This is a genomic window from Nonomuraea sp. NPDC050691, from assembly GCF_040654455.1.
GTDB lineage: Bacteria > Actinomycetota > Actinomycetes > Streptosporangiales > Streptosporangiaceae > Nonomuraea.
The window spans coordinates 1-25,261 of record NZ_JBFAIA010000017.1 but is presented as its reverse complement, the minus strand read 5'-3'; the positions used below and the strand labels follow the sequence as shown (position 1 = coordinate 25,261).

The following is a 25,261-nucleotide window of genomic DNA, read 5'->3' as shown; positions in this document are numbered from 1 at the left end:
CACCATAGCGGTTGCCCGCGCGACGCCTGCCCGGGTCAGCCCTCCAGGCGCCGGCGGGCGTGGCGTTCCTCGCGCCGGGCCACCTCCAGGCGCTGCTCGCTCTCCCGCAGCCTCCCGCGCGCCTTGGCGAGCTTGCGCTGCAGCCGCGCCACCTTCTCCGCGCGCTTGTCGTGTTCCTGTACGGCCTCCGCCAGCGCATCGCGCCACTCGAGGTAGGCCGCCTCGGCCTCCGCGCGCTCCTGCGCCCGGCGGGCCTCCCGGGCGGCGCGGGCCTCGGCCTCACGCCTGGCCCGCTCCTCGGCCGCCGCCTTCCGCGCCGCCCGGGCCCCTCCGGCGCCCGCGGCCCCTCGCGCCCTCCCTCCGGCGCCCTCTGCCCCTGACGCCCTTCCAGGGTCCTCCGCGTCCTCGGCCCTTCCGGCACTTCGAACCCCTCCGGCTTCCGCGACCCGGTCTGCGGCGTCCCGGCCCCCGAGGGCCCCTCCCGTCGCGGTCGCGGCTTCCGCTCCCGCGGAACCCGCCGGGGCCGGGGTGAAGCCGCTGTACTCCAAAGGCCGCACCAGGCGGCCCTGCCGCACCTCGGCCGCCGCGCCCTCGTCCACCACGGCGGCGTCCAGCGTGCGGTCCACCTCCACCGACGCCGCGGCCGACAGCCCCGCGTCCTCCTTGACCAGCCGGCCGACCCGCCCCGTGACGGCGCCGCGCCGGCGCGCGACCTCGGCGAGCGCCTCGGCGTCGTGGGCCGCCCAGGCCCGGCGCAGCTCCTCCCCCACCTCCAGCAGCTCGCGCAGATCGTCCGGGTGCTCGCGGACGGCCCGGTTCACGGCCCAGGCCGAGACCGTCGGCTTGCGCAGCCGCCCGATCTCGCGGGACAGCCGCGCGTCGCCCTCATCCTTGGCCGCGCGGGCCTCGGCCGCGCGCGCGGCGGTGAACTCGGACGGCGGCAGCCCGTAGAGCCGGTCGGCCACCTCGTCAAGATCCACACCAGTGAGATACCCCACATGACAGGGTTTGTAGCGCATAGTGGAGGCAAGGCCTGCCGAACGGAGTTCTCTCGTGTTCGAGCGATTCAGCGATCGTGCCCGGAGGGTCGTCGTCCTCGCCCAGGAAGAGGCGCGGATGCTGAACCACAACTACATCGGCACCGAGCACATCCTGCTCGGCCTGCTCCACGCCGGTGACGGCGACGACGTCGCGGCGCGGGCCCTGGAGGGCTTCGGAGTGGAGCTGGGGCCGGTGCGGCGGTACGTCGAGCAGCAGGTGGGGCGCGGCTCCATGGGCCCTCCGGGACACATCCCGTTCACGCCGCGCGCCAAGAAGGTGCTGGAGCTCTCGCTGCGCGAGGCGCTCCAGCTCCGCCACAACTACATCGGCACCGAGCACATCCTGCTCGGGCTCATCCGGGAGTCGGAGGGGCTCGCGGCGCAGGCGCTCGCGGACGCCGGGGTCCAGCTGGGCCGGCTGCGCGAACGCGTGCGCGCGATGGTCGCCGCGGGCCCGAGGGACAAGCCGGCCGAGCCGTACTACACGAGCGGCCCGACGATGGTCGAGCGGCTGACGCGGATCGAGGAGAGCCTGGAGCGCATCGAGCGCCATCTCGGCATCGCGCGCACGCCCGGCGACACCGCCGAGCGCCCGGCCGGGGCCTCCGGCGGGCGCCCCGCCGAGGCCTCCGGGAGAGGCGCCGGCGATACTCCCCGCGAGGCCCCCCAGGAGCAACCCGGCGAGACGTCGCCAGAGGAGCCCCGGGATCGGCCCGGCGAGCAGCCGGGCGCGGCCGGAGCCGGTTGAGGCCGCCGCCGGTTCAGCTTGAGACCATCGCGCCCACCGGCAGCCGCGACTCCAGCACCCCCGGGTCCTCGGTGTAGGTGATGGAGGCGCCCAGCGACAGCATGAGCCGCCGCATCCGGACGTTGTCCGACAGCATGGTCGCCCGCACCTCGGCGTACCCGAGGTCGCGTGCCGCCCGGATCAGCGCCCTGGCCAGCGCCGAGCCCAGACCGCGCCCCTGCCAGCGGTCCTCGACCAGGAAGGCCATCTCGGCGGCGCCGGGATCGGAGGTGAACATCAGGTTCGCCATGGCCACGACCTGCCCGTCGTGGCCGGCCACGAGCGAGTGGCCGCGGGCGCGGTCGCACAGCTTGTCGAACATGCGCGTCGGCAGCGCCGGCATCGAGGTGAAGTAGCGGAACCGGCGCGCCTCGGGCGAGCACCGGTCGTGCAGGTCGCGTACGGCCTCGCGATAGATGGAGGTGAGCGGCCGGATGACGACCTCCGCGCCGTCGGCCAGCTTCACGGAGCGGTTCCCGGCGCCCTGCTCGGCCGGCGGCTGGGCCAGCCGGGCGAAGGAGGCGGCGCGGGCGGCCTCGGTCAGCGTGAACGGCAGCTCCGCGCGGCGCAGCCGTACCGCGCGGCGGGGCGCCACGGGCACGACGAGCTGGGTCGGGTCGGGGAGATCACTCACCGCCTCACCATAGATCCAGCGGGCGTCGTCCGCGCGCAGCAGCTCGGCCAGCAGCTCGGGCAGCCGCCACGGCATGGAGCGCAGCCGGGAGGCCAGCAGCAGGGCCCGGGTGGGCTCGTCGGTCAGCTCGTGCGCGGTCGCCGGGACGACCTGGACCCTGCGGCCGCCGGCCGCCTCCAGGGCCTCGCGCACGGTCTCGGGGTGGGCGGGGATGTCGGCGACGAACTCGTCCACCGTGCCGTCGGCGTCGGACTGGACGCTCAGGCCGAGGATGTTGCCGCCCCGGTCGGCCAGGGCGGCGGCCAGTGAGGCGAGCCGTCCCGGCCGCTCGTCGACGGTGGTGCGGATGCGCAAGAATCCCATGGGCACCAGCATGCCGGGCGGCTGTTACACGGCCGCTAACGACGCGTTTCATGTAGCAAGATATGCGCCTATGAACTCACATGTTCCGGTTTGGTCGGATTTGATCGCCTCACCCGGCTGGCAGGATGCCATCAGCCGTGCGGGACGACGGGGGCGCGGGAAGGGTGGAGAGGGCCGATGACGACGCTGTTCCGGGGTGGGCGGGTGTTCACCGCGGCGGGCGGGTTCGCCGAGGCCGCGCTCGTGCGCGACGGGGTGATCGCCGCCGTCGGCGCCGAGCGCGACCTCGCCCGCGAGGCGGGTCCGCACGAGACCGTGGACCTGCAGGGCGGGCTGCTCACCCCCGGCTTCACGGACGCGCACATCCACCCGGTGCAGGCCGGGCTGGAGCGCGCGAAGTGCGACCTGTCCGAGGTGTACGGACTCGACGCGTACCAGGCGAAGATCGCCAACTATGCCGCGAAAAATTTGGATAAGGAGTGGATCGACGGCGGCGGCTGGGACATGTCCGCCTTCCCCGGAGGCCTCCCCCACCGCACCCAGCTCGACGCCGACGGCCGCCCGGTCTACCTCATCCAGCGCGACCACCACGCCGCCTGGGTCAGCACCCGCGCCCTGGAGCTGGCCGGCATCACCCGCGACACCCCCGACCCCGCCGACGGCCGCATCGAGCGCGACCCCGACGGCACGCCCAGCGGCGTGCTCCACGAGGGCGCCATGGACCTGGTCGGGCTGCTCACGCCGCGTCCCAGCGCGGCCGACCTGGACGCGGCGCTCGACGACGCCCAGCGCCACCTGTTCTCGCTCGGCATCACCGGCTGGCAGGACGCGATCGTCGGCTCGTACGCGGGCTCGGACGACCAGCTGCCCACGTACCTGTCGGCGGCCCGCTCGGGCCGGCTGCGGGCCCGCGTGGTCGGCGCGCTGTGGTGGGACCGCACGCGCGGGGCCGACCAGATCGCCGACCTGGTCGATCGGCGGGCCTCCGCCGAGGGGCTGGACCGGTTCGCCGCCACCTCGGTCAAGATCATGCAGGACGGCATCACCGAGAACTTCACCGCCGCCACCCTGGAGCCGTACTGCCTGTGCGGCGGCACGGGTCTGTCGTACGTGGACCCGGGCAAGCTCAAGGAGTACGTCACCGAGCTGGACCGGCTCGGCTTCCAGGTGCACTTCCACGCCATCGGCGAGCGGGCGGTGCGCGAGGCGCTCGACAGTTTCGAGGGCACCGACCCCGCCAACCGGCACCACATCGCGCACCTGCAGATCATCGAGCCGTCGGACGTGCCGCGCTTCGCCCGGCTCGGCGTCGCCGCCAACCTGCAGCCGCTGTGGGCCACCCACCACGCCCAGATGGACGAGCTGACCTTGCCGTTCCTCGGCGAGCCGCGCTCGTCGTGGCAGTACCCGTTCGCCGACCTGCTGGCGCACGGCACGCGCTTCTGCGCGGGCAGCGACTGGCCGGTGTCGGACGCCGACCCGCTGCAGGGCATGCACGTGGCGGTCAACCGCACCGAGCCGGGCGGCTCGGTGCACGCCGGATACCCGACGGCGCAGACGCCGTTCCTGCCCGGGCAGCGCCTCGACCTGGCCACGGCCCTGACCGCGTACACGGCCGGGTCGGCCTGGATCAACCGCTCCCCGGCCGGGGTGATCGAGCCGGGCCGCCCGGCGGACCTCGTCGTGCTGGACCGCGATCCGTTCGCGCTGCCCGCCGGGGAGATCTGGACGACCCGGGTCACGCTGACGTTCGTGGACGGCGAGCCGGTGTACCAGCGGGCCGGCGCGTAGACCGGCCGCCTGCCAGGGCGCGCCCGGCAGGCGTACCGGAACGGCGTTCGCGAACGGTGTGCACGACGCCGAAGGGCCCCGGCGCCACCGCCGGGGCCCTTCGAGGCACGTCATACCGCGCGAACGTGATCTCCCGCTGTCCGTCCGGCGCACGCCGGAACAGGAACTACCAGGGGGACCTGTTGTTGCGCAGGCGCTCGAGCGCCTCCTCGAGGATGGCCTTGCCGTCCTTGTCGCTCCTGCGCTCCTTCACGTAAGCCAGGTGCGTCTTGTACGGCTCGTTCTTGGGCGGGGCAGGCGGGGCCTGCTCGTCCTGTCCTGCCGGGAGGCCGCAGCGCGGGCAGTCCCACATCTCGGGGACCGCCGCGTCACTGGCGAAGCTGGGGCGCGTCTCGTGCATGTTCGCGCACCAGAACGAGACCCGCACTCTCGGAGCTGCCTCGCCGCGCTCGGCCTCCCCCATCGGGCCGGCGCCGACACGGCTGCCACGGATCGCGTTGCCACTACCCACGGATGAACTCCTCGCTCGATCGCCCCGCGAGACACGGGGGGAGAATCACTGTCACGCGCCGAAACGCTCAGGGCTTCAGCAGGAGGCCCAGCGCGATGATGCAGACGAACCAGATCACGCCCGTGATGACCGTCAGCCGGTCAAGGTTGCGCTCCACCACGGACGAGCCGCCGAAGCTCGACGAGAAACCTCCGCCGAACATGTCGGACAGACCGCCACCCTTGCCCTTGTGGAGCAGCACGAGCAGGACCATGAGACAGCTCGCCAGGATGAGGGCGATGGAGATTCCGATTTCCACGGTATGCCTGTTCCTTCAGTGCTTTGTGACGCGTGACGATTCAAACTTGCCTCTAGAGGGTACGACCTGGTGTCAAGTCGTGCCTCCGGAACGGCTCAGCTAGCCGGGCATGTCGGAAAAACGGCAGATCTTGACGAACTCGCCGGCGTCGATGCTGGCGCCTCCCACGAGAGCGCCGTCGACGTCGGGCTGAGCCATGATGCCGGCGATGTTGCTCGACTTGACCGACCCTCCGTACAGGATACGGATAGCGGAGGCCACTTCGTCGTCGTACAGCTCAGCGAGTCGTCCGCGCAGGGCCGAACACACCTCCTGGGCGTCCTCCGGAGTGGCCACCTCGCCGGTGCCGATCGCCCACACCGGCTCGTAGGCCACCACGATCGTCTTGGCCTGCTCGGCGCTGACCTTGCGCAGGGCGGCCTCCAACTGCGCGAGGGTGTGCGCCACATGCCCGCCGGCTTTGCGCACCTCCAGGCCCTCTCCGACGCACAGGATGGGGGTCAGCGAGTGGCGGTAGGCGGCCTGGACCTTGGCGTTGACCAGGTCGTCGTCCTCGTGGTGGTACTGGCGCCGCTCGGAGTGGCCGATCACCGAGTAGGTGCAGCCGAGCTTGGCCAGCATCGCCCCGGAGATCTCGCCGGTGTAGGCGCCGGCGTCGTGCTGGGACAGGTCCTGCGCGCCGTACACGATGCGCAGCTTGTCACCGTCGACGAGCGTCTGCACGCTGCGCAGGTCGGTGTACGGCGGCAGGACGGCGACCTCGACCTTGTCGAAGTCCTTGTCGCCGAGCGCGAAGGCGAGCTTCTGCACCAGGGCGATGGCCTCGAGGTGGTTGAGGTTCATCTTCCAGTTGCCGGCGATGAGCGGCTTGCGGCCGCCCGGGAAAGGGCGGCCTGCCTGTCGCGTCACTCCGCGTCCTCCAGGGCGGCGAGTCCGGGGAGGGTCTTGCCCTCCAGGTATTCGAGGCTGGCCCCGCCCCCCGTGGAGATGTGGGAGAAGCCGTCCTCGGGCAGGCCGAGCCGGCGCACGGCCGCCGCCGAGTCGCCGCCGCCGACCACGGTGAAGGCGTCGGAGGCGATCAGCGCCTCCGCCACCGCGCGCGTGCCGCCCGCGAACGCGTCGAACTCGAACACGCCCATCGGGCCGTTCCAGAAGACGGTGCGGGCGTCGGCCAGCTTGGCCGCGAACAGCTCGCGGGTCTTCGGGCCGATGTCGAGCCCCTGCCGGTCGGCCGGGATCGCGCTCGCCTCGACCACGTCGTGCGGCGCGTCCTTGCCGAACTCGGTGGCCGCCAGCACGTCGACCGGCAGCACCAGCTCGACGCCCCGCTCGGCGGCCTGGTCGAGGAAGCCGCGCACCTGGTCGAGCTGGTCCTCCTGCAGCAGCGACTGGCCCACCTCGTGGCCCTGGGCCTTGAGGAAGGTGTAGGCCATGCCGCCGCCGACGAGCAGCCGGTCGACCTTGGTGAGCAGGCTCGCGATGACGCCGAGCTTGTCGGACACCTTCGCGCCGCCCAGCACCACGACGTACGGCCGCTCGGGGTGCTCGGTCAGGCGCCTGAGCACCTCGACCTCGCCCACGACCAGCCCGCCCGCCGCGTGCGGCAGGAGCCTGGGCACGTCGTAGACGCTGGCGTGCTTCCGGTGGACGGCGCCGAAGCCGTCGCCCACGTACAGCTCGGCCAGGGCTGCCAGCCTGGCGGCGAACTCGCCGCGCTCCTGGTCGTCCTTGGACTCCTCACCCGGCTCGTAGCGGAGGTTCTCCAGGAGGGCCACCTGGCCGTCCTGGAGCCCCGCGACAGTGGCCTGCGCGCTGTCGCCGACCACGTCGGTGGCGAAGGCCACGTCCTGGCCGAGCAGCTCGCCGAGGCGGGCGGCCACCGGCCTCAGCGAGTACTTCGGCTCGGCCTTGCCCTTGGGCCGGCCGAGGTGGGCGCAGACGACGACCTTCGCGCCACGCCCGGCCAGGGTCTGGATCGTCGGAACCGACGCTCTGATGCGGCCGTCGTCGGTGATCGTCTCACCGTCGAGGGGGACGTTGAGGTCGGCGCGCACGAGCACGCGCCGGCCCTTCACGTCGAGATCGTCGATCGTGCGCAACTGTGCTCCTTCCGCCGAGCGCGGCTCGGACGGTCCCGGGTGATGGATGTCTCGCTCAGCGCGGACCCGTCACAGGTCGGCGCCCACCAGCTGGATGAGGTCGGCCAGGCGGTTGGAGTAACCCCACTCGTTGTCGTACCAGCCGACGACCTTGACCTGGTTGCCGATGACCTTGGTGAGGCCGGCGTCGAAGATGCAGGAGGCCGGGTCGGTGACGATGTCGGAGGAGACGATCTCGTCCTCGGTGTAGGTGAGGATGCCCTTGAGCGGGCCCTCGGCGGCGGCCTTGAGCGCGGCGTTGACCTCCTCGACGGTGACGTCGCGGCTGACGTCGACGGTCAGGTCGGTGGCCGAGCCGGTGGGGATCGGCACGCGCATGGCGAACCCGTCGAGCTTGCCCTTCAGCTCGGGCAGCACGAGGCCGATGGCCTTGGCGGCGCCGGTGGAGGTGGGCACCACGTTGAGCGCGGCGGCGCGGGCGCGGCGCAGGTCCTTGTGCGGGCCGTCCTGGAGGTTCTGGTCCTGCGTGTAGGCGTGGATGGTGGTCATCAGACCCTTCTCGATGGTGAAGGTGTCGTGGATGACCTTGGCCATCGGCGCCAGGCAGTTGGTGGTGCAGGACGCGTTGGAGATGATCGTGTGGTTGGCCGGGTCATAGGAGTCGTGGTTGACGCCCATGACGATGGTGACGTCCTCGTTCTTGGCCGGGGCCGAGATGATGACCTTCTTCGCGCCGTTGTCGGCGTGCACCTTGGCCTTGGTGGCGTCGGTGAACAGGCCGGTCGACTCGACGACGACGTCCACCCCGAGGTCGCCCCACGGCAGCTTGGCCGGGTCGCGCTCCTCGAAGACCTTGATGGCCTTGCCGTCGACGGTGATCTCGTCGCTGGTCGCCTTCACCTCGTACGGCAGGCGGCCCAGGATGCTGTCGTACTTCAGCAGGTGGGCCAGCGTCGCGTTGTCGGTCAGGTCGTTGACCGCAACGATCTCGATGTCCTTGCCGCTGGCGGCGACCGCGCGCCAGAAGTTGCGACCGATGCGGCCGAAGCCGTTGACGCCTACGCGGATGCTCACGGAAACCGATCTCCTCGTACGTGATGCGGGCTGAAACCTCAATCCCCAACCCTATCGGACCTAAATTGGTTTAGACCACTGCAACCCCCGCCCTGCGTATCGCCATTCCGGAGGCGTAATTTGTAGCGTTCGAGTAAAGTGCCCGACTCATCGGAGTAAATTCCGGCATTCTCTGGGGGCTGAGATGTCACACCGCAGGTCCGGCTTGCTGTCCGGCCTGGTCGTGGGGTTCGTCGCGATGCTCGTCGGCGCCGCGGGATATGCGGCGATGCAGACGTTCTCCATGCGCTTGCCGTACGAGGTGCGCTGGTTCGCCGGTAACCCGGCGCTCACCGTCCCCGTCACATGCTGCTTCCTGGCGGGGCTCCTGCTCGGTCTCGCCATGTGGACGGTCCGGCCGCGCAGCCTGCTCCTTCCTCTGGCCATGGTGGTGTACGCCGTGGGGGTGCGCGCGATCGGCAATCTCGCCGGAATCCTCGCCTGGGCCGCCGATCACGGGTTCCCCGCGTCCTCGCTCGTCACGTTCCTCGAGTCCGGCGCGTACGGCGTGTGGTGGGCCGCCCGGACGTCCTGGCAGTTCTGGGCCGCCGTCGGCGCCGCGGCCGTGCCCGCGTTCCTGCTGACCCTCCTGCGGGTCGTACGGGTGCGCCGTAGGTGGCGGGCCGAGGCCGGCCCGGCCTCCCCCCACAGGCGCGACGACGGCGGGCCGGTGGCGGACTCGTCAGAGCCGGAGGCGGAGTACCGGGCACCGTTCGAGCCGCTCCAGCCGCCCAAGCCGGCGCCCGCGGCCCCGACCGCCAGCCTCTTCACTCCCCGGGAGCCCGGCCAGGACTGACCCCGTCCCGGGGATCCTGGCCAGGACTGACCCCATCCCGGGGATCCTGGCCAGGGCTGACCCCGTCCCGGGGACCCTGGCCAGGGCTGGTTCCCCCGGGGCCGGGCCAGCCCGCCGCCCCGAGCCGCGCCCGTCCGCGCCTTGCTCAGGCGCGGGCACCGCCCGTACGCAGGCGGGGCACACGCCTCGCCAGGGAAACGCACGCGTACATCCGGGGGCACCGGAGGGGCGGCGCTTCGCAAGACAGACGCACGCGTCCAGCCGGGGTCTCCGGAGGGCCGGCGCTTCGCGCAGGAGCCACGTGGGCACGACGCGGCCGTATTCGCGAGCGCGCGCCGCACGCAGGCGTCCGAGGCCGGCGCACCGAGCCGGAGCCCGCACACACCCACCCTCGGGCGCGCACGGACACACGCGAAAAAGGACGCGCCTGCATGGGCGCGCCGACACGGACACGCAGGCCGGACGCGCGGACACGGGCGCCCTGACGGATCCCACCAGGTCAGGGCGCGAGCATGTCGACCGTGAGGTTGGCCTCCGTGTTGGGGATGCCGAGGTCGGAGGCCCGCTTGTCGGCCATGGCGAGCAGCCGCCGGATGCGGCCCGCGATCGCGTCCTTGGTCAGTGGCGGGTCGGCGATCTGCCCCAGCTCCTCCAGGGACGCCTGCTTGTGCTCCACCCGCAGCCGCCCGGCCACCACCAGGTGGTCCGGCGCCTCGTCGCCGAGGATCTCCAGCGCCCGCTGCACCCGCGCCCCCGCGGCCACGGCGGCGCGGGCCGAGCGCCGGAGGTTGGCGTCGTCGAAGTTGGCCAGCCGGTTGGCGGTGGCGCGCACCTCACGACGCATGCGGCGCTCCTCCCAGGCCAGCACGCTGTCGTGCGCGCCGAGCCGGGTGAGCAGGGCGCTGATGGCGTCGCCGTCGCGGACCACGACCCGGTCGACGCCGCGCACCTCGCGCGCCTTGGCGTGGATCTTCAGCCGCCGGGCGGAGCCGACCAGCGCCAGCGCCGCCTCCGGGCCCGGGCAGGTGACCTCGAGCGACATGGAACGGCCGGGCTCGGTGAGCGAGCCGTGCGCCAGGAACGCCCCCCGCCAGGCCGCCTCGGCGTCGCAGGCCGCCCCCGCGACGACCTGGCGGGGCAGCCCGCGCACGGGCCGCCCGTGGTTGTCGATGAGGCCCGTCTGCCGGGCGAGCGCCTCGCCGTCGCGGTAGACGCGTACGACGTAGCGCGATCCCTTGCGCAGGCCGGCCGGCGCGAGCACGAGCACTTCCGCCTTGTGGCCGAACACCTCGCCGATGTCCTTGATCAGCCGTCGCGCGGTGGCGTTGGTGTCGAGCTCCGCCTCGATCACGATGCGCCCGCCCACCAGGTGCAGGCCGCTCGCGAACCGTAGCAGCGTGGAAACCTCCGCCTTGCGGCAGCACGGCTTCAGCACCGGCAGTCGGCTCAGCTCGTCCTTGACCACACCCGTCATCGCCATAAGCGTTAGTCCTCCCCCATTCAGACCGGCTCCCAGCAGTCTCTCGCACCTTCGAGCCGCGCCGACCAGGATCAACGCTTCTGGAGGAAAATCTCGTCCAGGACGGAGGCAAGACGTCGTGGGTCGTGCCGGGGCGAGCCGTCGGCGGCGGCCACATCGGCCAGCACCGGACGTCCGCCGAGCGCGGCCGCCGCCTTCTCCAGCGCGTCGAGGTCGTCGACCATGCCGGTGTCGGCCAGGATCACGTCGACCGTCAGGTCGGGCGCGTGCTGTCTGAGCACCTCCAGGTGCTGCTGGGGGGAGAAGTCGTCGGTCTCGCCGGCCTGCGGGGCGAGGTTGAGCGTGACCAGGCGCCTGGCCCGGGTCTCGTGCAGGGCCCTGGCCAGCTCGGGCACCTTGAGGTGCGGCAGCACGCTGGTGAACCACGATCCGGGCCCGAACACCACCCAGTCGGCCTCCAGCACCGCCTGGATCGCCTCGGGCCGGGCCGGCGGGTTCTCCGGAACCAGGGAGACGGCCTGCACGCGCCCGGGGGTGAGTGCGCACGCCACCTGGCCGCGCACGGTGGAGGTGACGCCGTCGAGCTCCACCTCGGCCACGATGTCGAGCGGCACGGACGCCATGGGCAGGACGCGGCCCTGGGCGCCGAGCAGTCGTCCCACCCAGTCGAGACCGGCCACGGGGTCGCCGAGCAGCTCCCAGAGCGCGACGATGAGCAGGTTGCCGACGGCGTGGCCGTGCAGCTCCCCCTCGCTGCGGAAGCGGTGCTGGACGACCTCGCTCCAGGTGATGCCCCACTCGTCGTCGCCGCACAGCGCGGCCAGCGCCATGCGCAGGTCACCGGGTGGCAGCACGCCGAGTTCGCGGCGCAGCCGGCCGCTGGAGCCGCCGTCGTCGGCCACGGTGACGACGGCCGTGAGCGCGTCGGTCACGGACCGCAGCGCGGACAGGGAGGCGTACAGGCCGTGCCCGCCGCCGAGGGCCACGACCCGCGGCCCCCGCGGCCGCACCTCCCGCGGGGATCCCGCGGTTGCCGAAGCGCCCGCGAGCGGCGGGCCTGCGGACGGCGTGCCGCCCGCAGGCCCCCCTACGGACAGAGGGCTCGCGGACGGCGCGACGTCATCGCCCGGCACTCCCGTGAACGGCGGGCCTACGGACGGTGCGACGTCATCGCCCGGCACCCCCGTGAACGGCGGGCCCACGGACGGTGCGACGTCATCGCCCGGCGACTCCGTGAACGGTGGGCCTACGGGCGGTGTGACGTCGTCGGGCGCCGGCCGCGCGGGCGGCGGGGTGGCTGGGGGCGGCGACTCTGCGGAGGACGCGCCAGGGCCCTGGTGGTCATGGGTCACTCCCGCCCCACATCCCGGTGGCTCACCTGGACCTCCATCCCGCGGTCGCGCAGGCGGGCGGCGACCTGCTCGGCCATGGCGACGCTCCGGTGCTTGCCGCCCGTGCAGCCCACCGCCAGCGTCGCATAGCTCTTGCCCTCGCGGGCATACCCGGCCGCGACCACCTTCAGGACCTCCTCGTACGCGTCGAGGAACTCCTTGGCGCCCGGCTGGCCCAGCACGTACTCGCGGACCGGGGTGTCGAGGCCGTTCATCGGCCGCAACTCGGGCACCCAGTGCGGGTTGGGCAGGAACCGGCAGTCGACGACGAGGTCGGCGTCGACCGGCAGGCCGTACTTGAAGCCGAAGGACACCACGTTGACCCGCAGACCGGGACGGTCCTCGCCGCCGAAGTAGGCGACGATCTTGTTGCGTAGTTCGTGGACGTTGTGGGAGGAGGTGTCGATGACCAGGTCGGCGTTGGCCCGCACCTCGCGCAGGATGCCGCGCTCGCGGGCGATGCCGTCGACGAGCCGGCCGTCGCCCTGCAGCGGATGGGGGCGGCGGACGTTCTCGAAGCGGCGCACCAACTCCTCGTCGCTGGCCTCCAGGAACACGACGCGCACGCGCACGCCGCGGCCCTCGAGCTCCTCGATGGCGGCGTTGAGGTCGGTGGTGAAGGCGAGGCTGCGCACGTCGACCACGGCCGCGACCTTGTCGGCGGCCAGCTTGACCTTGCCGGCCTCCTCGGCCATGGCGAACAGCAGGCCGGGCGGCAGGTTGTCGATGACGAACCAGCCGAGGTCCTCCAGTGCCTTGGCGGCGGTGCTGCGTCCCGCCCCGGACATGCCGGTGACGATGACGAACGCCGGATCCCGGCTCTCGTCCCTGTCGCCCTGCACCGCGGCGGCGGCAGCGGCCGCGACCACGGCGGCGGCGGCCTCGCCCGCCTCACCCCGCGGCGCGGCGCTGCGCTTGTCGTTGTCTTCGGCGGCGCTCATCGTCTCACTCCGTTCGGCCGCTCGGTCGGTCGGGCCCGGCGGCTTCACCCAGGGTCGTGACGGCGACGCCGCCCGTGCCGGCCGGGCCCTCCGCGTCACCGGCGCCCTCCAGAACGCCGGCGCCGCTCGCGCCGCCCGCTCTGCTGAGCGCGTCGCTCGCGTCTTCTGCCTTGTCCGGGGCGTCGGCGCCGTTCGGGCCGCCCGCGCCGGCGGCCCGTCGTGCGGGCGCCGCCTCGCTGGTGGTCACGGTTGACTCCCCTTTCAGCGTCGACGCGATCACCTCCGCGGTCGACCGGCCGATGCCGGGGACCTCGCAGATCTCCGCCACGGTGGCCTCCCGAAGCCGTTTCACGGAGCCGAAGTGCTTGAGCAGCGCCTGCCTCCGCGCCGGGCCGAGACCGGGCACGCCGTCGAGCGCGCTCTCCTTCACGGTCTTGGACCTCTTGGACCGATGGTAGGTGATGGCGAACCGGTGCGCCTCGTCACGGACACGTTGCAGCAGGTAGAGCCCCTCGCTGGAGCGCGGCATGATGACCGGCTGGTCGTCGCCGGGCAGCCACACCTCCTCCAGCCGCTTGGCCAGGCCGCACACGGCGACGTCGTCGATGCCCAGCTCGTCGAGCGCCCGCTGGGCGGCGGCGGCCTGGGGGCCGGCGCCGTCGACGACGACGAGGTTGGGCGGGTAGGCGAACTTGCGCGGCTTGCCGGTCTCGGGGTCGATGAGGCCGTGGGCCTCGTCGTCGGCGGCCAGCTCGCCGGTGGCCGAGCGTTCCTCCAGGTAGCGGCGGAACCTCCGCATGATCACCTCGTGGATCGAGGCGACGTCGCCCTCCTTGGTCTTGACGGCGAAGCGGCGGTACTCGCTCTTGCGGGCCAGGCCGTCCTCGAAGACGACCATGGAGGCCACGACGTTCTCGCCCTGGAGGTGGGAGACGTCGTAGCACTCGACGCGCAGGGGCGCCTGGTCGAGGTCGAGCGCGTCGGCGATCTCCTGGAGCGCCTTGCTGCGGGTGGTCAGGTCGCTGGCGCGGCGGATCTTGTGCTGGGCCAGCGACTCCAGGGCGTTGCGGCCCACGGTCTCCAGCAGCGCCTTCTTGTCGCCGCGCTGCGGCACCCGCACCTCGACCCGGGCCCGGCGCTGCTCGGACAGCAGCTCGGCGACCGCGGCCGCGTCGGGCGGCAGCTCGGGCACGAGCACCTCGCGGGGCATCGAGTCGGGGCTCGCCTCGCCGTACATCTGGAGCAGGAACTGCTCGACCAGCTCGCCGGGCGTGGTCTCCTCGACCTTGTCGACGACCCAGCCGCGCTGGCCGCGGATGCGGCCGCCGCGCACGTAGAAGACCTGGACGGCGGCTTCGAGCGGGTCCTCGGCCAGGGCGATGACGTCGGCGTCGGTGCCCTCGCCGAGCACGACCGCCTGCTTCTCCAGGGCGCGCTGGAGCGCCTGGATGTCGTCGCGCAGCCGGGCGGCGCGTTCGTACTCCTGCTCGGCCGCGGCGTCGCGCATCTCCTTCTCCAGCCGCTTGATGAAGCGGCTGGTGTTGCCCGCCATGAAGTCGCAGAAGTCCTCGGCGAGCGCGCGGTGCTCCTCCGGGGTGACGCGCCCGACGCACGGCGCCGAGCACTTGTCGATGTAGCCGAGCAGGCAGGGCCGGCCGATCTGCCCGGCCCGCTTGAACACCCCGGCGCTGCACGTGCGCACCGGGAAGACCCGCAGGAGCAGGTCGACGGTCTCGCGGATGGCCCAGGCGTGGGAGTAGGGGCCGAAGTAGCGGGTGCCCTTGCGCTTGGCGCCGCGCATCACCTGGACGCGCGGGAAGTCCTCGCCCATGGTCACGGCGAGGTACGGGTAGGACTTGTCGTCGCGGTACTTGACGTTGAAGCGGGGGTCGAACTCCTTGATCCAGGAGTATTCGAGCTGCAGCGCCTCGACCTCGGTGCCGACGACGGTCCAGTCGACGTCGGCGGCCGTGGTCAGCATCGACTGGGTGCGCGGGTGCAGCGCCGAGAAGTCGGCGAAGTACGAGTTGAGCCGCTGCCGCAGGCTCTTGGCCTTGCCGACGTAGATCACCCGGCCGTGCGCGTCCCGGAACCGGTAGACCCCTGGGGACTCCGGGATGGACCCGGGCCGGGGCCGGAAGCTCAAGGGGGTGCCCGCTGATCTCGCCACGTTCACAGACTAACGGCCCCCACCGACAGGCCCGCCCTCGGTGGACGGGGCGGAGGGCATGGTCGTGGCCCCGCACAGGAACCTCGCGGGTGTGGCGTGGCCCGGCGAGGGACCTGTGCGGGGCCGTACGGAATGGCCTAGGCCAGGGTGATCTGGTCGCCCTCCACCTTGATCTGCTTCTCGGGAAGCGGCTGCTGGGCCGGTCCGTCGGCGACCGCGCCGTCCTGGATCTTGAACTTGCTGCCGTGACACGGGCAGTCGATCATTCCGTCGGCCACCTTGGCGACCAAGCATCCCTTGTGGGTGCAGACCGCGCTGAACGCCTTGAACTGCCCGGCCGCGGGCTGGACCACGACGATCTTCTGCTCCTTGAAGATCGTGCCGCCTCCCACCGGGATGTCGGCCGTCTTGGCCAGGGCGCCGCCCGCGGACGAGCCGGTGCTCTCGGCGCTCGGCGCGCCGGACCCGCTCGTGGGCTGTCCGGTGGACTCGGTGGCGGTGGTCGTACCGCTCTCACCGCCGCCACAGGCGGTCAACGCCAGCGAGAGGCCACCCACGCCCACGCCCGCGATCACCGCCCTGCGGCTCTGAAGGTCGTCTGCCATACGTCTCACCTAACCGCACCCAGGTGAGAAAAGCATGAAAGTTGAATCAGACGAGCATGATCTTGCCGCCGTCCACCTTGATCTTCTTCTCGGCGAGCGGCTGCTCGGCGGGCCCGTCGGCCACGGAGCCGTCGTCGATCTTGAACTTGCTGCCGTGGCAGGGACAGTTGATCGTGCCGTTCGAGACGCTGGCCACCGTGCACCCCGCATGGGTGCATACCGCCGTGAACGCCCTGAACTCCCCGTCCGCCGGCTGGGTGACGACGATCTTCTGGCTCTCGAAGACCTTGCCGCCGCCGGAGGGGATGTCGGAGGTGTCGGCGAGCGCCTTGCCCCCGCCCGAGGACTTCTTCTTAGGCGCCGCGGACGATTCCTCGGCCTGCGGTTCCTCGGCCGGAGACTCCTCTGCCGTGGGGCCCTCGGCCGTGGACTCCTCCGCGACGGGAGGGAGGCTGCCCTGGGTGGCGGGGTCGCCGTAGCTGGCGCAGGCGGTCAGGACCGCGGCCAGCCCGGCGCCTCCGGCTCCCAGCACAACCGCCCTGCGCGTCGTATCCGTCATGGTGCGTTCCTCCAGGTTCGGGTCTCATTCCGAGGTACGGCCGGCGCCCGCCGACCGGTTCAGCGTCGCGCACGCCGATCCGGAGAACCACGCACAATTACCGGTTCGCCACCGGCCCCGCCTGGCGTCACACGACGACGATGCCGTCGCCCTCCACCTTCACCTGGTACGCCGTGAGCGGGGCCGTGGCGGGGCCCTTGAGGCACTTTCCGCTGTCGGCGGCGAACTCGCTGCCGTGGCAGGGGCAGGTCATGACGGAGTCCCGCGGGGAGCCGACGGCGCAGCCGCGATGGGGGCAGACGGCGCTGAACGCCTTGAACACACCCTCCGCGGGCTGGGTGACCATGATCTTCCACTGCTCGACGAGGGTGCCGCCGCCCACCGGAACGTCGGCCGTCTTGGCGAGAACCTGGCCCTTGATGCTCTGGACGGGGGCGGTCTCCTGCCCTCCGGCGCCGCAGCCGGCGGCCGCCAGCCCGCACACGGCCGCGCCCGCGATCCCGAGCGCCTCCCGCCGCCCGACCGCCCGGCCGTTCGCGCGGCCGCCCTGGGCGTCCCCCGGCTCCGGCGTCTCCTCGATCGCGGGCATGGTGAAGCCCCGCTCCGAACCCCTCATGTGCTGCCGACCCTTCCGCGTCGCCGCTGACCCCCTGCAGGTCAGGCCCAAAAGACCGTTCCATCACTGTAGGGGTGATGACCTTCGATCCCGTCGGTGGGTGGCGGGTGATCGGTCGGCGGGCCGGGCGACCCTGCCGCCATGACCGCTATCACCGGTGCCGCTCCGCAGCCTGAACCCCCGGACACCGGCCCCGCGTTCCCTGGTGGGCACGCGCGGGCCGGCACTCCGGTGGGCGGTCGCGCCCTGCTAGAGCTGGAGGATCTTGCGCAGGAAGGTGCCGGTGTGGCTCTCCTCGACCAGGGCGATCTCCTCGGGCGTGCCCGCGGCGACGAGGGTGCCGCCCCGGGAGCCGCCCTCCGGCCCCATGTCGATGATCCAGTCGGCGGTCTTGATGACGTCGAGGTTGTGCTCGATGACGATCACCGTGTTGCCGCCGTCGACCAGCCGGCCGAGGACGCCGAGGAGCCGGCGGATGTCCTCGAAGTGCAGGCCCGTGGTCGGCTCGTCGAGGACGTAGATCGTCCGCCCGGTCTGGCGGCGCTGGAGCTCGGAGGCGAGCTTGACCCGCTGGGCCTCGCCGCCGGACAGCGTGGTGGCGGGCTGGCCGAGCCGGACGTAGCCGAGGCCGACGTCGTGCAGCGTCTGCAGGTGCCGCTTGATCGCCGGGATCGCGTCGAAGAAGGCCAGGGCCTCCTCGATCGGCATGTCGAGGACCTCGGAGATGGTCTTGCCCTTGTAGTGGACCTCCAGCGTCTCCCGGTTGTAGCGGGCGCCGTGGCAGACCTCGCAGGGGACGTAGACGTCGGGCAGGAAGTTCATCTCGATCTTGATGGTGCCGTCGCCGGCGCACGCCTCGCACCGGCCGCCCTTGACGTTGAAGCTGAAGCGCCCGGGCTGGTAGCCACGGACCTTCGCCTCGGTGGTGGCCGCGAACAGCTTGCGGACGTGGTCGAAGACGCCGGTGTAGGTGGCCGGGTTGGAGCGCGGGGTGCGCCCGATCGGCGACTGGTCGACGTGGACGACCTTGTCGACGTGGTCCATGCCGTTGATGCGGGAGTGGCGGCCGGGCACCGTGCGTGCGCCGTGCAGCTCCTTGGCCAGGGCGGCGTACAGGATGTCGTTGACCAGCGTCGACTTGCCCGACCCGGACACGCCGGTGACGGCGGTGAACAGGCCGAGGGGGAAGTCGATGTCGACGCCCTTGAGGTTGTGCTCGCGCGCGCCCTTGACCGTGATCTGCCGCTTGCGGTCGCGCTTGCGGCGCTGGGCCGGGATGGCGATGCTCCTGCGGCCGGACAGGTACTGGCCGGTCAGCGACTCCTCGCTGGCCAGCAGCTCCGGCACGGTGCCGGAGACGACGACCTGGCCGCCGTGCTCGCCCGCGCCGGGGCCGATGTCGACCACCCAGTCGGCGGCGGCGATGGTGTCCTCGTCATGCTCGACCACGATCAGGGTGTTCCCCATGTCGCGCAGCCGGATCAGCGTGTCGAGCAGGCGCATGTTGTCGCGCTGGTGCAGGCCGATCGAGGGCTCGTCCAGGACGTACAGGACGCCGACGAGGCCGGAGCCGATCTGCGTGGCCAGCCGGATGCGCTGCGCCTCGCCGCCCGCCAGGGTGGCGGCGGCGCGGTTCATGGTGAGGTAGTCGAGGCCGACGTCGAGCAGGAAGCCCAGGCGCGCGTTGATCTCCTTGACGACCCGCTCGGCGATCTGCATGTCGCGGTCGGACAGCGTGAGCTCCGACAGGAACGCCGCGCACTCGCCGATCGACATGGCCGACACCTCGGCGATCGAGCGGCCGGAGACGGTGACGGACAGCGAGACCGGCTTGAGCCTGGTGCCCTTGCAGGCGGGACAGGGGATCTCCCGCATGTAGCCCTCGAACCGCTCGCGGGTCGCGTCGCTCTCGGCCTCGGCGTGCCGGCGCTGCACCCACGGGATGACGCCCTCGTAGGTGGTGTAGTAGGAGCGCTGGCGGCCGTAGCGGTTGCTGTAGCGGACGTGGACCTGCTCGTCGTGGCCGGACAGCAGCGCCTTCTGCGCCTTCTTCGGCAGCTTCTCCCAGGGGGTGTCGAGCGTGAAGCCCATGGTGTGGCCGAGCGCCTCGACCAGCCGGACGAAGTATTCGCTGGTGTGACCGCCGGACCAGGGGTGCAGGGCGCCCTCGCGCAGCGTGCGCTCGGGGTCGGGGACGACCAGCTCGGGGTCGACCTCCATCTTGGTGCCGAGGCCGGTGCACTCGGGGCAGGCGCCGAACGGGGAGTTGAAGGAGAACGAGCGCGGCTCCAGCTCCTCGAACGACAGGTCGTCGTACGGGCAGTAGAGGTGCTCGGAGTAGAACCGCTCACGGCCGGGGTCGTCGTCGGGCAGGTCGACGAAGTCGAGGGTGATCGTGCCGCCGGACAACTGCAGGGCGGTCTCGACCGAGTCGGTGAGGCGGCGCCGCGCCGACTCCTTGACCGACAGGCGGTCGACGATGACCTCGATGTCGTGCTTCTCGTACTTCTTCAGCGTCGGCGGCTCCTCGAGGCGCACGACGGTGCCGTCGACGCGCGCCCGGGCGAAGCCCTTGGTCTGCAGCTCGCGGAACAGCTCGGTGTATTCGCCCTTGCGGCCGCGGATGACGGGGGCGAGCACCTGGAAGCGGGTGCCCTCCTCCAAATCCATGACCCGGTCGACGATCTGCTGCGGCATCTGCCGGGCGATCGGGCGGGAGCAGACCGGGCAGTGCGGCTTGCCGATGCGCGCCCACAGCAGCCGCAGGTAGTCGTAGACCTCGGTGATCGTGCCGACCGTGGAGCGGGGGTTCTTGCTGGTGGCCTTCTGGTCGATGGACACCGCCGGCGACAGACCCTCGATGAAGTCGACGTCGGGCTTGTCCATCTGGCCGAGGAACTGGCGGGCGTAGGCCGAGAGGGATTCGACGTAGCGCCGCTGGCCCTCGGCGAAGATCGTGTCGAAGGCCAGGCTCGACTTGCCCGAACCGGACAGGCCGGTGAAGACGATCAGAGAGTCTCGCGGCAGGTCGAGCGAGACGTCTTTGAGGTTGTGTTCGCGCGCACCACGCACGATGAGGCGGTCTGCCACGGCGATCCCGATGTCAAGAAGGCGGATAGGTCCACGGGGATGGTAGACGGGGGCACCGACAATTTCGGCGGGCCGTATGCCGCACCCCCGAAAATCCGTCCCTCTCAGAGTACGGCCTGCTCCCTCCTGGCAGGGGGCCTTCCCATGTCAACCCCATGACCCGCTCTTTCATGCCCGTCACCGGCCCTTGACCCGACAGATGCTGAAATATCTGACATGACGGTAGTTGTGACATTACGGGATGAGCTGGCCTCGGCGACCTCCGCCCTCCTGGACACCGCGGCGGCGCTGCGCGACGAGGACGTCGCCGCGCCCTCCCGCCTGCCGGGCTGGACCCGCGGCCACGTCCTCACCCATGTGGCCCGGAACGCCGACGGCCTGGTCAACCTCCTGACCTGGGCGTGGACGGGTGTGCGCGTCCCGCAGTACGCGAGCGCCGCCGCCCGCGACGCGGAGATCGAGGCCGGCGCCGGCCGCCCGGCGGCCGAGCAGCTCGCCGACCTGCGGGACAGCTCGGCGCGCCTGGACGAGCTCATCGCCGAGATGCCGGAGGAGGCGTGGCGGTCACCGGTGGAGGCGATGCGCCCGCCGCCGCACCCCGGCTGGTACGTCCTGGTCAGGCGGTTGCGCGAGCTCGGCATGCACCACGTGGACCTCGGAGCGGGGTACGGCCCCGCCGACTGGCCCGAGCGGTTCGTCCGGCGGGAGCTGCACGACTGCCTGACCTGCTGGCCGTACGGCAGGAGCGCGGTGGGCGGGATCCGCCTCCTGGACGTCCCGGAGGGCGGAGTCCTCCCGGCGGACTGGCGTGATCTCGGCACGGGACCGGTCGTGGAGGGCCGGCCGGCGGACATGCTGGCCTGGCTGACCGGCAGATCAGCGGGTGAGGGGGTTAGGGTGGTGCTGGAGGGGCAGTCGTCCGAGCCCGGCCCGGCGGGCCCGGAGCTTCCCGCGGCGCCGCCGTGGCTGACCATGCCCGCTCCGGCTGACCTGCCCGCGACGCCCCCGGAGGACTACCCATGACGTACACAGGCGACGTCCAGGTCGGCGGCCCGGCCGACGTGCGCGAGCTGCCCAAGCTGACGATCAGCAAGCTCGCCGTCGGACCGTACGACAACAACGCCTACCTCCTGCGCTGCAACGAGACCGGCGACGGGGTGCTCGTCGACGCGGCGGCGGAGGCCGACCGGCTGCTCGCGCTGATCGCCGACCAGCCGCTCAGCTCCATCGTCACCACCCACCAGCACGGCGACCACTGGCAGGCCCTGGAGCAGGTGGCCAAGGTGACGGGCGCGCAGACGATCGCCCATCCGCTCGACGCGCCCGCGCTGCCGGTGCCGGTGGGCCGCGAGGTGGAGCACGGCGACCGGATCACGGTCGGCGTGGTGACGCTGGAGGTGATCCACCTGCGCGGTCACACGCCGGGCTCGATCGCCCTGCTGTACGACGGCGGCGGCACGGACCAGCACCTGTTCACCGGCGACTGCCTGTTCCCGGGAGGCGTGGGCAACACGAAGAACGACCCCGAGCGCTTCGAACAGCTCTACACCGACGTGGTGGAGCGCATCTTCGACCGGCTGCCGGACGAGACGTGGGTCTACCCCGGCCACGGCAAGGACACGACGCTGGGCGCCGAGCGTCCGTCGCTGCCGGAGTGGAAGGCCCGCGGGTGGTGACCCACGGGCACTGATCGCGGCGGCCCGCCGCGTGGTGCGGTGATCGTGTGGTGCGATGATCGCGGTGGCCGGCCGCGTGGTCAGGTGGCCGGCCGCGTTGCCGGGAGGAGCCGGCCGCGTGGTCAGCGGCCGGTCAGCACCCGGGCGATGCGGTGCGCCGCCAGTCCCGGGTCGTCGGCCAGGCCGACGATCTCGCCCCACGACCACCGGTAGAACCAGCCGTCCGACAACGGCACGCAGTCGACGGTCTCGGCCAGCAGCGCCGTGTCGGGGTCGCTGACCCGCAGCGCCGGAGGGTGGGCGCGCAGCGTGACGTCCAGGCCACGCGCCTCCAGTTCCTGCGCCAGCTTGCCGAGGAAGTACGTACGGGTGTGCTCACGGGGCTGGTCCGGCATGGCGGCTCCATCCGTCGGGCGGCCCGGACGGGCGGTCGGCGTCAGTCGCCGATGCGCCCGGCTTCCTTGCGCTGCTCCCGCTTGTAGAACAGCACGCGCAGCGGGATCGCCGCGACGAGTGCGATCTGCATCGAGGCGCCGATCTTGATCGGCAGGTCGCCGCCCTCGGGCCAGGCCACCCAGAAGGCGAGGAAGGCCACGTTGACCATGATCCAGCCGAGGACGACGGCGGCGAGCTGACCCTTCGGCTTGGGGTACTCGATGCGGCTGACCATCAGCCAGGCCACCCCCAGCACCCCGAGCAGGGCCGGGAAGCTCGGCTCGAACAGCAGCACGATCGAGATCACCGTCATGGCGCCCATGGGGATGGGCAGGCCCATGAAGTCGCCGCTCTTGGTCTTCACGCAGGCGAATCTCGCCAGCCGTACGACGCCGGCGAGGAGCACCGCGCCGGCCGCGACCAGCACGGCGGGGAACGGGATGTCCTGGGTGAAGCCTCCCCAGATCACGATCATGAACGCGGGCGCGAACCCGAAGCTGATCACGTCGGCGAGGTTGTCCAGCTCGGCGCCCATCGCCGAGGCGCGGAAGCGCCGGGCGACGAGGCCGTCGAACAGGTCGCAGGTGGCGCCGATGAGCAGCAGCACCACCGCGGTCGCGAAGTAACTGGGCGCGGGCCTGAACCCGTCGCCCTCCTGCAGCGAGCGGATCGCCGAGGAGGCGAGGACGCAGACCGCGAGGAACCCGCAGAGCGCGTTGCCGAGGGAGAGCGAGTCGGCGGCGGAGAGCCGGAACGCCTTGCCGACCGGCCCCCGGGGCTGCTCCTCGTCCTCTTCGGCCTGCCAGCTTCCGGCGTCAGCCGTGGTCAATTCTGGTCACCCCCGCAACCGTCTTCTCGCCCACCGACACGGCGGGAGAGATCCCTTCGGGAAGGTAGATGTCCACCCGGGAGCCGAACCGGATGAGGCCGATGCGCTCGGCCTGCTCGACCTTGGCCCCCGCGCTCAGGTACGGCACGATCCTGCGCGCCACCGCGCCCGCGATCTGCACCATCTCGATGTCACCGAGCGCGGTCTCGAAATGCCACACCACGCGCTCGTTCTGGTCGCTGTCCTTGTTGAAAGCCGGCAGGAACCCACCCGCCACATGCTGCACGGAGGTGACATTTCCCGCAAGAGGCGCCCGGTTGACGTGCACGTTCAGCGGGCTCATGAAGATCGCGACGCGGGTGCGGCCGTCCGGCCACGGGTCGATGCTCTGCACCACGCCGTCGGCGGGCGAGAGGATGCGGCCGAACCCGGGGACGCGGTCGGGGTCACGGAAGAACCAGAGCATGCCCCCGGTCAGAGCGCTCAGCGGCACCGCCGCGAGCGCCCATCGACGGTCCCGGCGCGCGAGCAGCGCGGTCGCGGCGGCGGAGGCCACGGTCGGGAGGAGCCACGGGGACACCCCGCGTGCGAGCCGGACCCGGCTCGTCTTGGCAGAATCGTCTGACACGGACAACCTTTGGTGAATGACTGGACTGGGCGCTTTGCCGTGATGTTACAGAGTCAGCAACTATTACACGGCGCGACTACACAAGCAAAGCGCCTCGAAAGCCATTTAGCTAGCCCTGGTAGGACTGCTTTCCTCGCTGCGGCGGCTGTCGACACGGGCCTTGATCAGGGAGGCGACGGTGGTGATGACCATGGTGCCGCCGATGACCGTGAGGGACAGCCAGATGGGGATCTCGGGCGCCCAGGAAACCCCGCTGGCGTGCAGGGCCTCCGATATCAGCTTAACCCCGATGAACCCGAGGATGAACGCCAAACCGTAACTGATGTAAACAAGCCGCTGCAGCAGGCCGCCCAGCAGGAAGTACAGCTGACGCAGTCCCATCAGGGCGAACGCGTTGGCGGTGAAGACGATGAACGGGTCGGTGGTGAGCCCGAAGATCGCGGGAATCGAGTCGAGCGCGAACAGCAGATCGGTGGAGCCGATCGCGATCATCACGATGAGCATCGGGGTGACCATGCGCCGGCCGTCGATCTTGGCGGTGATCTTCGAGCCGACGTACCCCTCGGTGGTGGGGAACGCCCGGCGCACCCACCGGAGGAGGATGTTCTCGTTGAAGTCCTCGTCCTCGTCCTTGAGGTGGTCGCGCACGATGGTGAAGGCGGTGTAGAGGAGGAACGCGCCGAACACGTAGAACAGCCAGCTGAACCGCTCCAGGGCGGCGGCGCCGAGCGCGATGAAGATACCGCGCATCACCAGCGCCAGCACGATGCCGACGAGCAGCACCTTGTGCTGGTAGGCCCGGGGCACGGCGAACCTGCTCATGATGATGAAGAAGATGAACAGGTTGTCGACGCTCAGGCTGTACTCGGTGATGTATCCGGCGAAGAACTCACCCGCCTTGCCGGGGCCCATGGTGACCCACAGCAGGCCGCCGAAGAGCACGGCGAGGGCGACGTAGAACGTGACCCAGTAGCCGGCTTGGCGCATCGAGAACTCGCGCGCCTCACCGCGGTCGACGATCCACAGGTCCACTGCCAGGACCACCAGAAGACCGCCGATGACGGCGAGATAAGCCCACAAGGGTACGGTCACGTCACTTCCTCCGGCATGCACGAACTGACTGCCGGAGGTCTCTCCCGCCCGCCGTGATCGGCGGACCGGCAGCCCCGGGGGCCCCGTGGAGCGGGGCTACACCGTGATGACGAGGCTGCCGCGAAGGGATACTCCCCTCCCTAACGCACGCAGTATACGAGAACGCGTAAGGTCCGCCTAATCATCCCCCCGCTGTAGCGGCCCGGTATACGAACAGAACACTGTCCATCGCGTCATCCTCGCCGGGCAGCTCGGCGCCGCGCCGGGCGGCGGCCCGCGCCATGCGCGCGGCCTCGGCGGGATCCTCCGCCAGCTCC

At 71.6% G+C, this 25,261-nt stretch carries 22 protein-coding genes and 2 pseudogenes; 5 read left to right on the top strand and 19 right to left on the bottom strand.

What is annotated here, in order from left to right:
- Positions 1-35 precede the first annotated feature (35 nt).
- Positions 36-980 carry a hypothetical protein gene (locus AB0H81_RS10255; protein WP_358371967.1) on the bottom strand — a complete coding sequence of 315 codons (945 nt, stop codon included), beginning with the start codon at positions 978-980 and terminating at the stop codon, positions 36-38.
- A gap of 73 nt (positions 981-1,053) precedes the next feature.
- Between AB0H81_RS10255 and AB0H81_RS10250 the strand changes: the two are divergent.
- Positions 1,054-1,473, top strand: a pseudogene (locus AB0H81_RS10250) (Clp protease N-terminal domain-containing protein); the annotation flags it as partial.
- A gap of 328 nt (positions 1,474-1,801) precedes the next feature.
- On the opposite strand, the gene AB0H81_RS10245 reads toward AB0H81_RS10250, so the two are convergent.
- Complete coding sequence (locus tag AB0H81_RS10245; RefSeq protein WP_358371965.1) at positions 1,802-2,824, bottom strand: GNAT family N-acetyltransferase; 1,023 nt, start codon at positions 2,822-2,824, stop codon at positions 1,802-1,804.
- A 177-nt stretch (positions 2,825-3,001) separates the two neighbouring features.
- Between AB0H81_RS10245 and AB0H81_RS10240 the strand changes: the two genes are divergently transcribed.
- A complete protein-coding gene (locus AB0H81_RS10240) occupies positions 3,002-4,615 on the top strand; it encodes an amidohydrolase (protein WP_358371962.1) in 1,614 nt (537 codons plus the stop codon).
- A gap of 166 nt (positions 4,616-4,781) precedes the next feature.
- Here the strand turns inward: AB0H81_RS10240 and AB0H81_RS10235 are convergent, their stop codons facing one another.
- The 5 genes from AB0H81_RS10235 to gap all read right to left on the bottom strand — a co-directional run bounded on the left by AB0H81_RS10235 (position 4,782) and on the right by gap (position 8,597).
- A complete protein-coding gene (locus tag AB0H81_RS10235; RefSeq protein WP_175589638.1) occupies positions 4,782-5,126 on the bottom strand; it encodes an RNA polymerase-binding protein RbpA in 345 nt (114 codons plus the stop codon).
- A gap of 67 nt (positions 5,127-5,193) precedes the next feature.
- Complete coding sequence (gene secG / locus AB0H81_RS10230; RefSeq protein ID WP_310708919.1) at positions 5,194-5,424, bottom strand: preprotein translocase subunit SecG; 231 nt, start codon at positions 5,422-5,424, stop codon at positions 5,194-5,196.
- Between the two features lie 99 nt (positions 5,425-5,523).
- Positions 5,524-6,333 carry a triose-phosphate isomerase gene (gene tpiA / locus AB0H81_RS10225; RefSeq protein WP_358371960.1) on the bottom strand — a complete coding sequence of 270 codons (810 nt, stop codon included), beginning with the start codon at positions 6,331-6,333 and terminating at the stop codon, positions 5,524-5,526.
- Positions 6,330-7,523, bottom strand: coding sequence for a phosphoglycerate kinase (locus AB0H81_RS10220; protein WP_358371958.1), 1,194 nt, complete (start codon positions 7,521-7,523; stop codon positions 6,330-6,332). The genes tpiA and AB0H81_RS10220 overlap by 4 nt, the downstream gene beginning before the upstream one ends.
- Positions 7,524-7,592: 69 nt before the next feature.
- The gene (gap, locus tag AB0H81_RS10215; RefSeq protein WP_358371956.1) at positions 7,593-8,597 is read right to left on the bottom strand and encodes a type I glyceraldehyde-3-phosphate dehydrogenase; all 1,005 of its coding nucleotides are present in this window, start codon (positions 8,595-8,597) and stop codon (positions 7,593-7,595) included.
- Positions 8,598-8,781: 184 nt separating this feature from the next.
- Between gap and AB0H81_RS10210 the strand changes: the two genes are divergently transcribed.
- A complete protein-coding gene (locus tag AB0H81_RS10210) occupies positions 8,782-9,432 on the top strand; it encodes a hypothetical protein (RefSeq protein ID WP_358371953.1) in 651 nt (216 codons plus the stop codon).
- A gap of 499 nt (positions 9,433-9,931) precedes the next feature.
- On the opposite strand, the gene whiA is transcribed toward AB0H81_RS10210, so the two are convergent.
- The 8 genes and pseudogenes from whiA to uvrA all read right to left on the bottom strand — a co-directional run bounded on the left by whiA (position 9,932) and on the right by uvrA (position 20,284).
- Complete coding sequence (whiA, locus tag AB0H81_RS10205) at positions 9,932-10,912, bottom strand: DNA-binding protein WhiA (protein ID WP_138670245.1); 981 nt, start codon at positions 10,910-10,912, stop codon at positions 9,932-9,934.
- Positions 10,913-10,983: 71 nt separating this feature from the next.
- Positions 10,984-11,922 (bottom strand): uridine diphosphate-N-acetylglucosamine-binding protein YvcK, encoded by a 939-nt coding sequence (yvcK, locus tag AB0H81_RS10200; protein WP_358371950.1) that lies wholly within the window; start codon positions 11,920-11,922, stop codon positions 10,984-10,986.
- 338 nt (positions 11,923-12,260) lie between these two features.
- Positions 12,261-13,244, bottom strand: coding sequence for an RNase adapter RapZ (rapZ, locus tag AB0H81_RS10195; protein WP_358371948.1), 984 nt, complete (start codon positions 13,242-13,244; stop codon positions 12,261-12,263).
- A 262-nt stretch (positions 13,245-13,506) separates the two neighbouring features.
- Positions 13,507-15,390: pseudogene (gene uvrC / locus AB0H81_RS10190) on the bottom strand (excinuclease ABC subunit UvrC); the annotation flags it as partial.
- A gap of 161 nt (positions 15,391-15,551) precedes the next feature.
- Positions 15,552-16,019, bottom strand: a complete 468-nt coding sequence (locus AB0H81_RS10185; protein WP_358371945.1) for a Rieske (2Fe-2S) protein — start codon at positions 16,017-16,019, stop codon at positions 15,552-15,554.
- Between the two features lie 46 nt (positions 16,020-16,065).
- On the bottom strand, positions 16,066-16,578 hold the full coding sequence (locus tag AB0H81_RS10180; RefSeq protein WP_358371942.1) for a Rieske (2Fe-2S) protein: 513 nt from the start codon (positions 16,576-16,578) through the stop codon (positions 16,066-16,068).
- 127 nt (positions 16,579-16,705) lie between these two features.
- The gene (locus AB0H81_RS10175; RefSeq protein WP_358371939.1) at positions 16,706-17,194 is read right to left on the bottom strand and encodes a Rieske (2Fe-2S) protein; all 489 of its coding nucleotides are present in this window, start codon (positions 17,192-17,194) and stop codon (positions 16,706-16,708) included.
- Between the two features lie 249 nt (positions 17,195-17,443).
- A complete protein-coding gene (gene uvrA / locus AB0H81_RS10170) occupies positions 17,444-20,284 on the bottom strand; it encodes an excinuclease ABC subunit UvrA (RefSeq protein ID WP_358371936.1) in 2,841 nt (946 codons plus the stop codon).
- 228 nt (positions 20,285-20,512) lie between these two features.
- Between uvrA and AB0H81_RS10165 the strand changes: the two genes are divergently transcribed.
- Positions 20,513-21,307, top strand: a complete 795-nt coding sequence (locus tag AB0H81_RS10165) for a maleylpyruvate isomerase family mycothiol-dependent enzyme (RefSeq protein ID WP_358371933.1) — start codon at positions 20,513-20,515, stop codon at positions 21,305-21,307.
- Complete coding sequence (locus AB0H81_RS10160) at positions 21,304-21,960, top strand: MBL fold metallo-hydrolase (RefSeq protein ID WP_358371930.1); 657 nt, start codon at positions 21,304-21,306, stop codon at positions 21,958-21,960. Before AB0H81_RS10165 ends, AB0H81_RS10160 begins: the two co-directional genes overlap by 4 nt.
- A 122-nt stretch (positions 21,961-22,082) precedes the next feature.
- On the opposite strand, the gene AB0H81_RS10155 is transcribed toward AB0H81_RS10160, so the two are convergent.
- From AB0H81_RS10155 to AB0H81_RS10140, 4 genes are all read right to left on the bottom strand, one after another.
- Positions 22,083-22,355: a hypothetical protein gene (locus AB0H81_RS10155; RefSeq protein WP_358371927.1), complete on the bottom strand. Its 273-nt coding sequence runs from the start codon at positions 22,353-22,355 to the stop codon at positions 22,083-22,085.
- 41 nt (positions 22,356-22,396) lie between these two features.
- Positions 22,397-23,224, bottom strand: coding sequence for a CDP-diacylglycerol--serine O-phosphatidyltransferase (gene pssA / locus AB0H81_RS10150; protein WP_358371925.1), 828 nt, complete (start codon positions 23,222-23,224; stop codon positions 22,397-22,399).
- Positions 23,211-23,852, bottom strand: coding sequence for a phosphatidylserine decarboxylase (locus tag AB0H81_RS10145; RefSeq protein ID WP_358371922.1), 642 nt, complete (start codon positions 23,850-23,852; stop codon positions 23,211-23,213). The genes pssA and AB0H81_RS10145 overlap by 14 nt, the downstream gene beginning before the upstream one ends.
- Positions 23,853-23,957: 105 nt before the next feature.
- Positions 23,958-24,944, bottom strand: coding sequence for a TerC family protein (locus tag AB0H81_RS10140; protein WP_358371919.1), 987 nt, complete (start codon positions 24,942-24,944; stop codon positions 23,958-23,960).
- Between the last annotated feature and the right edge of the window lie 317 nt (positions 24,945-25,261).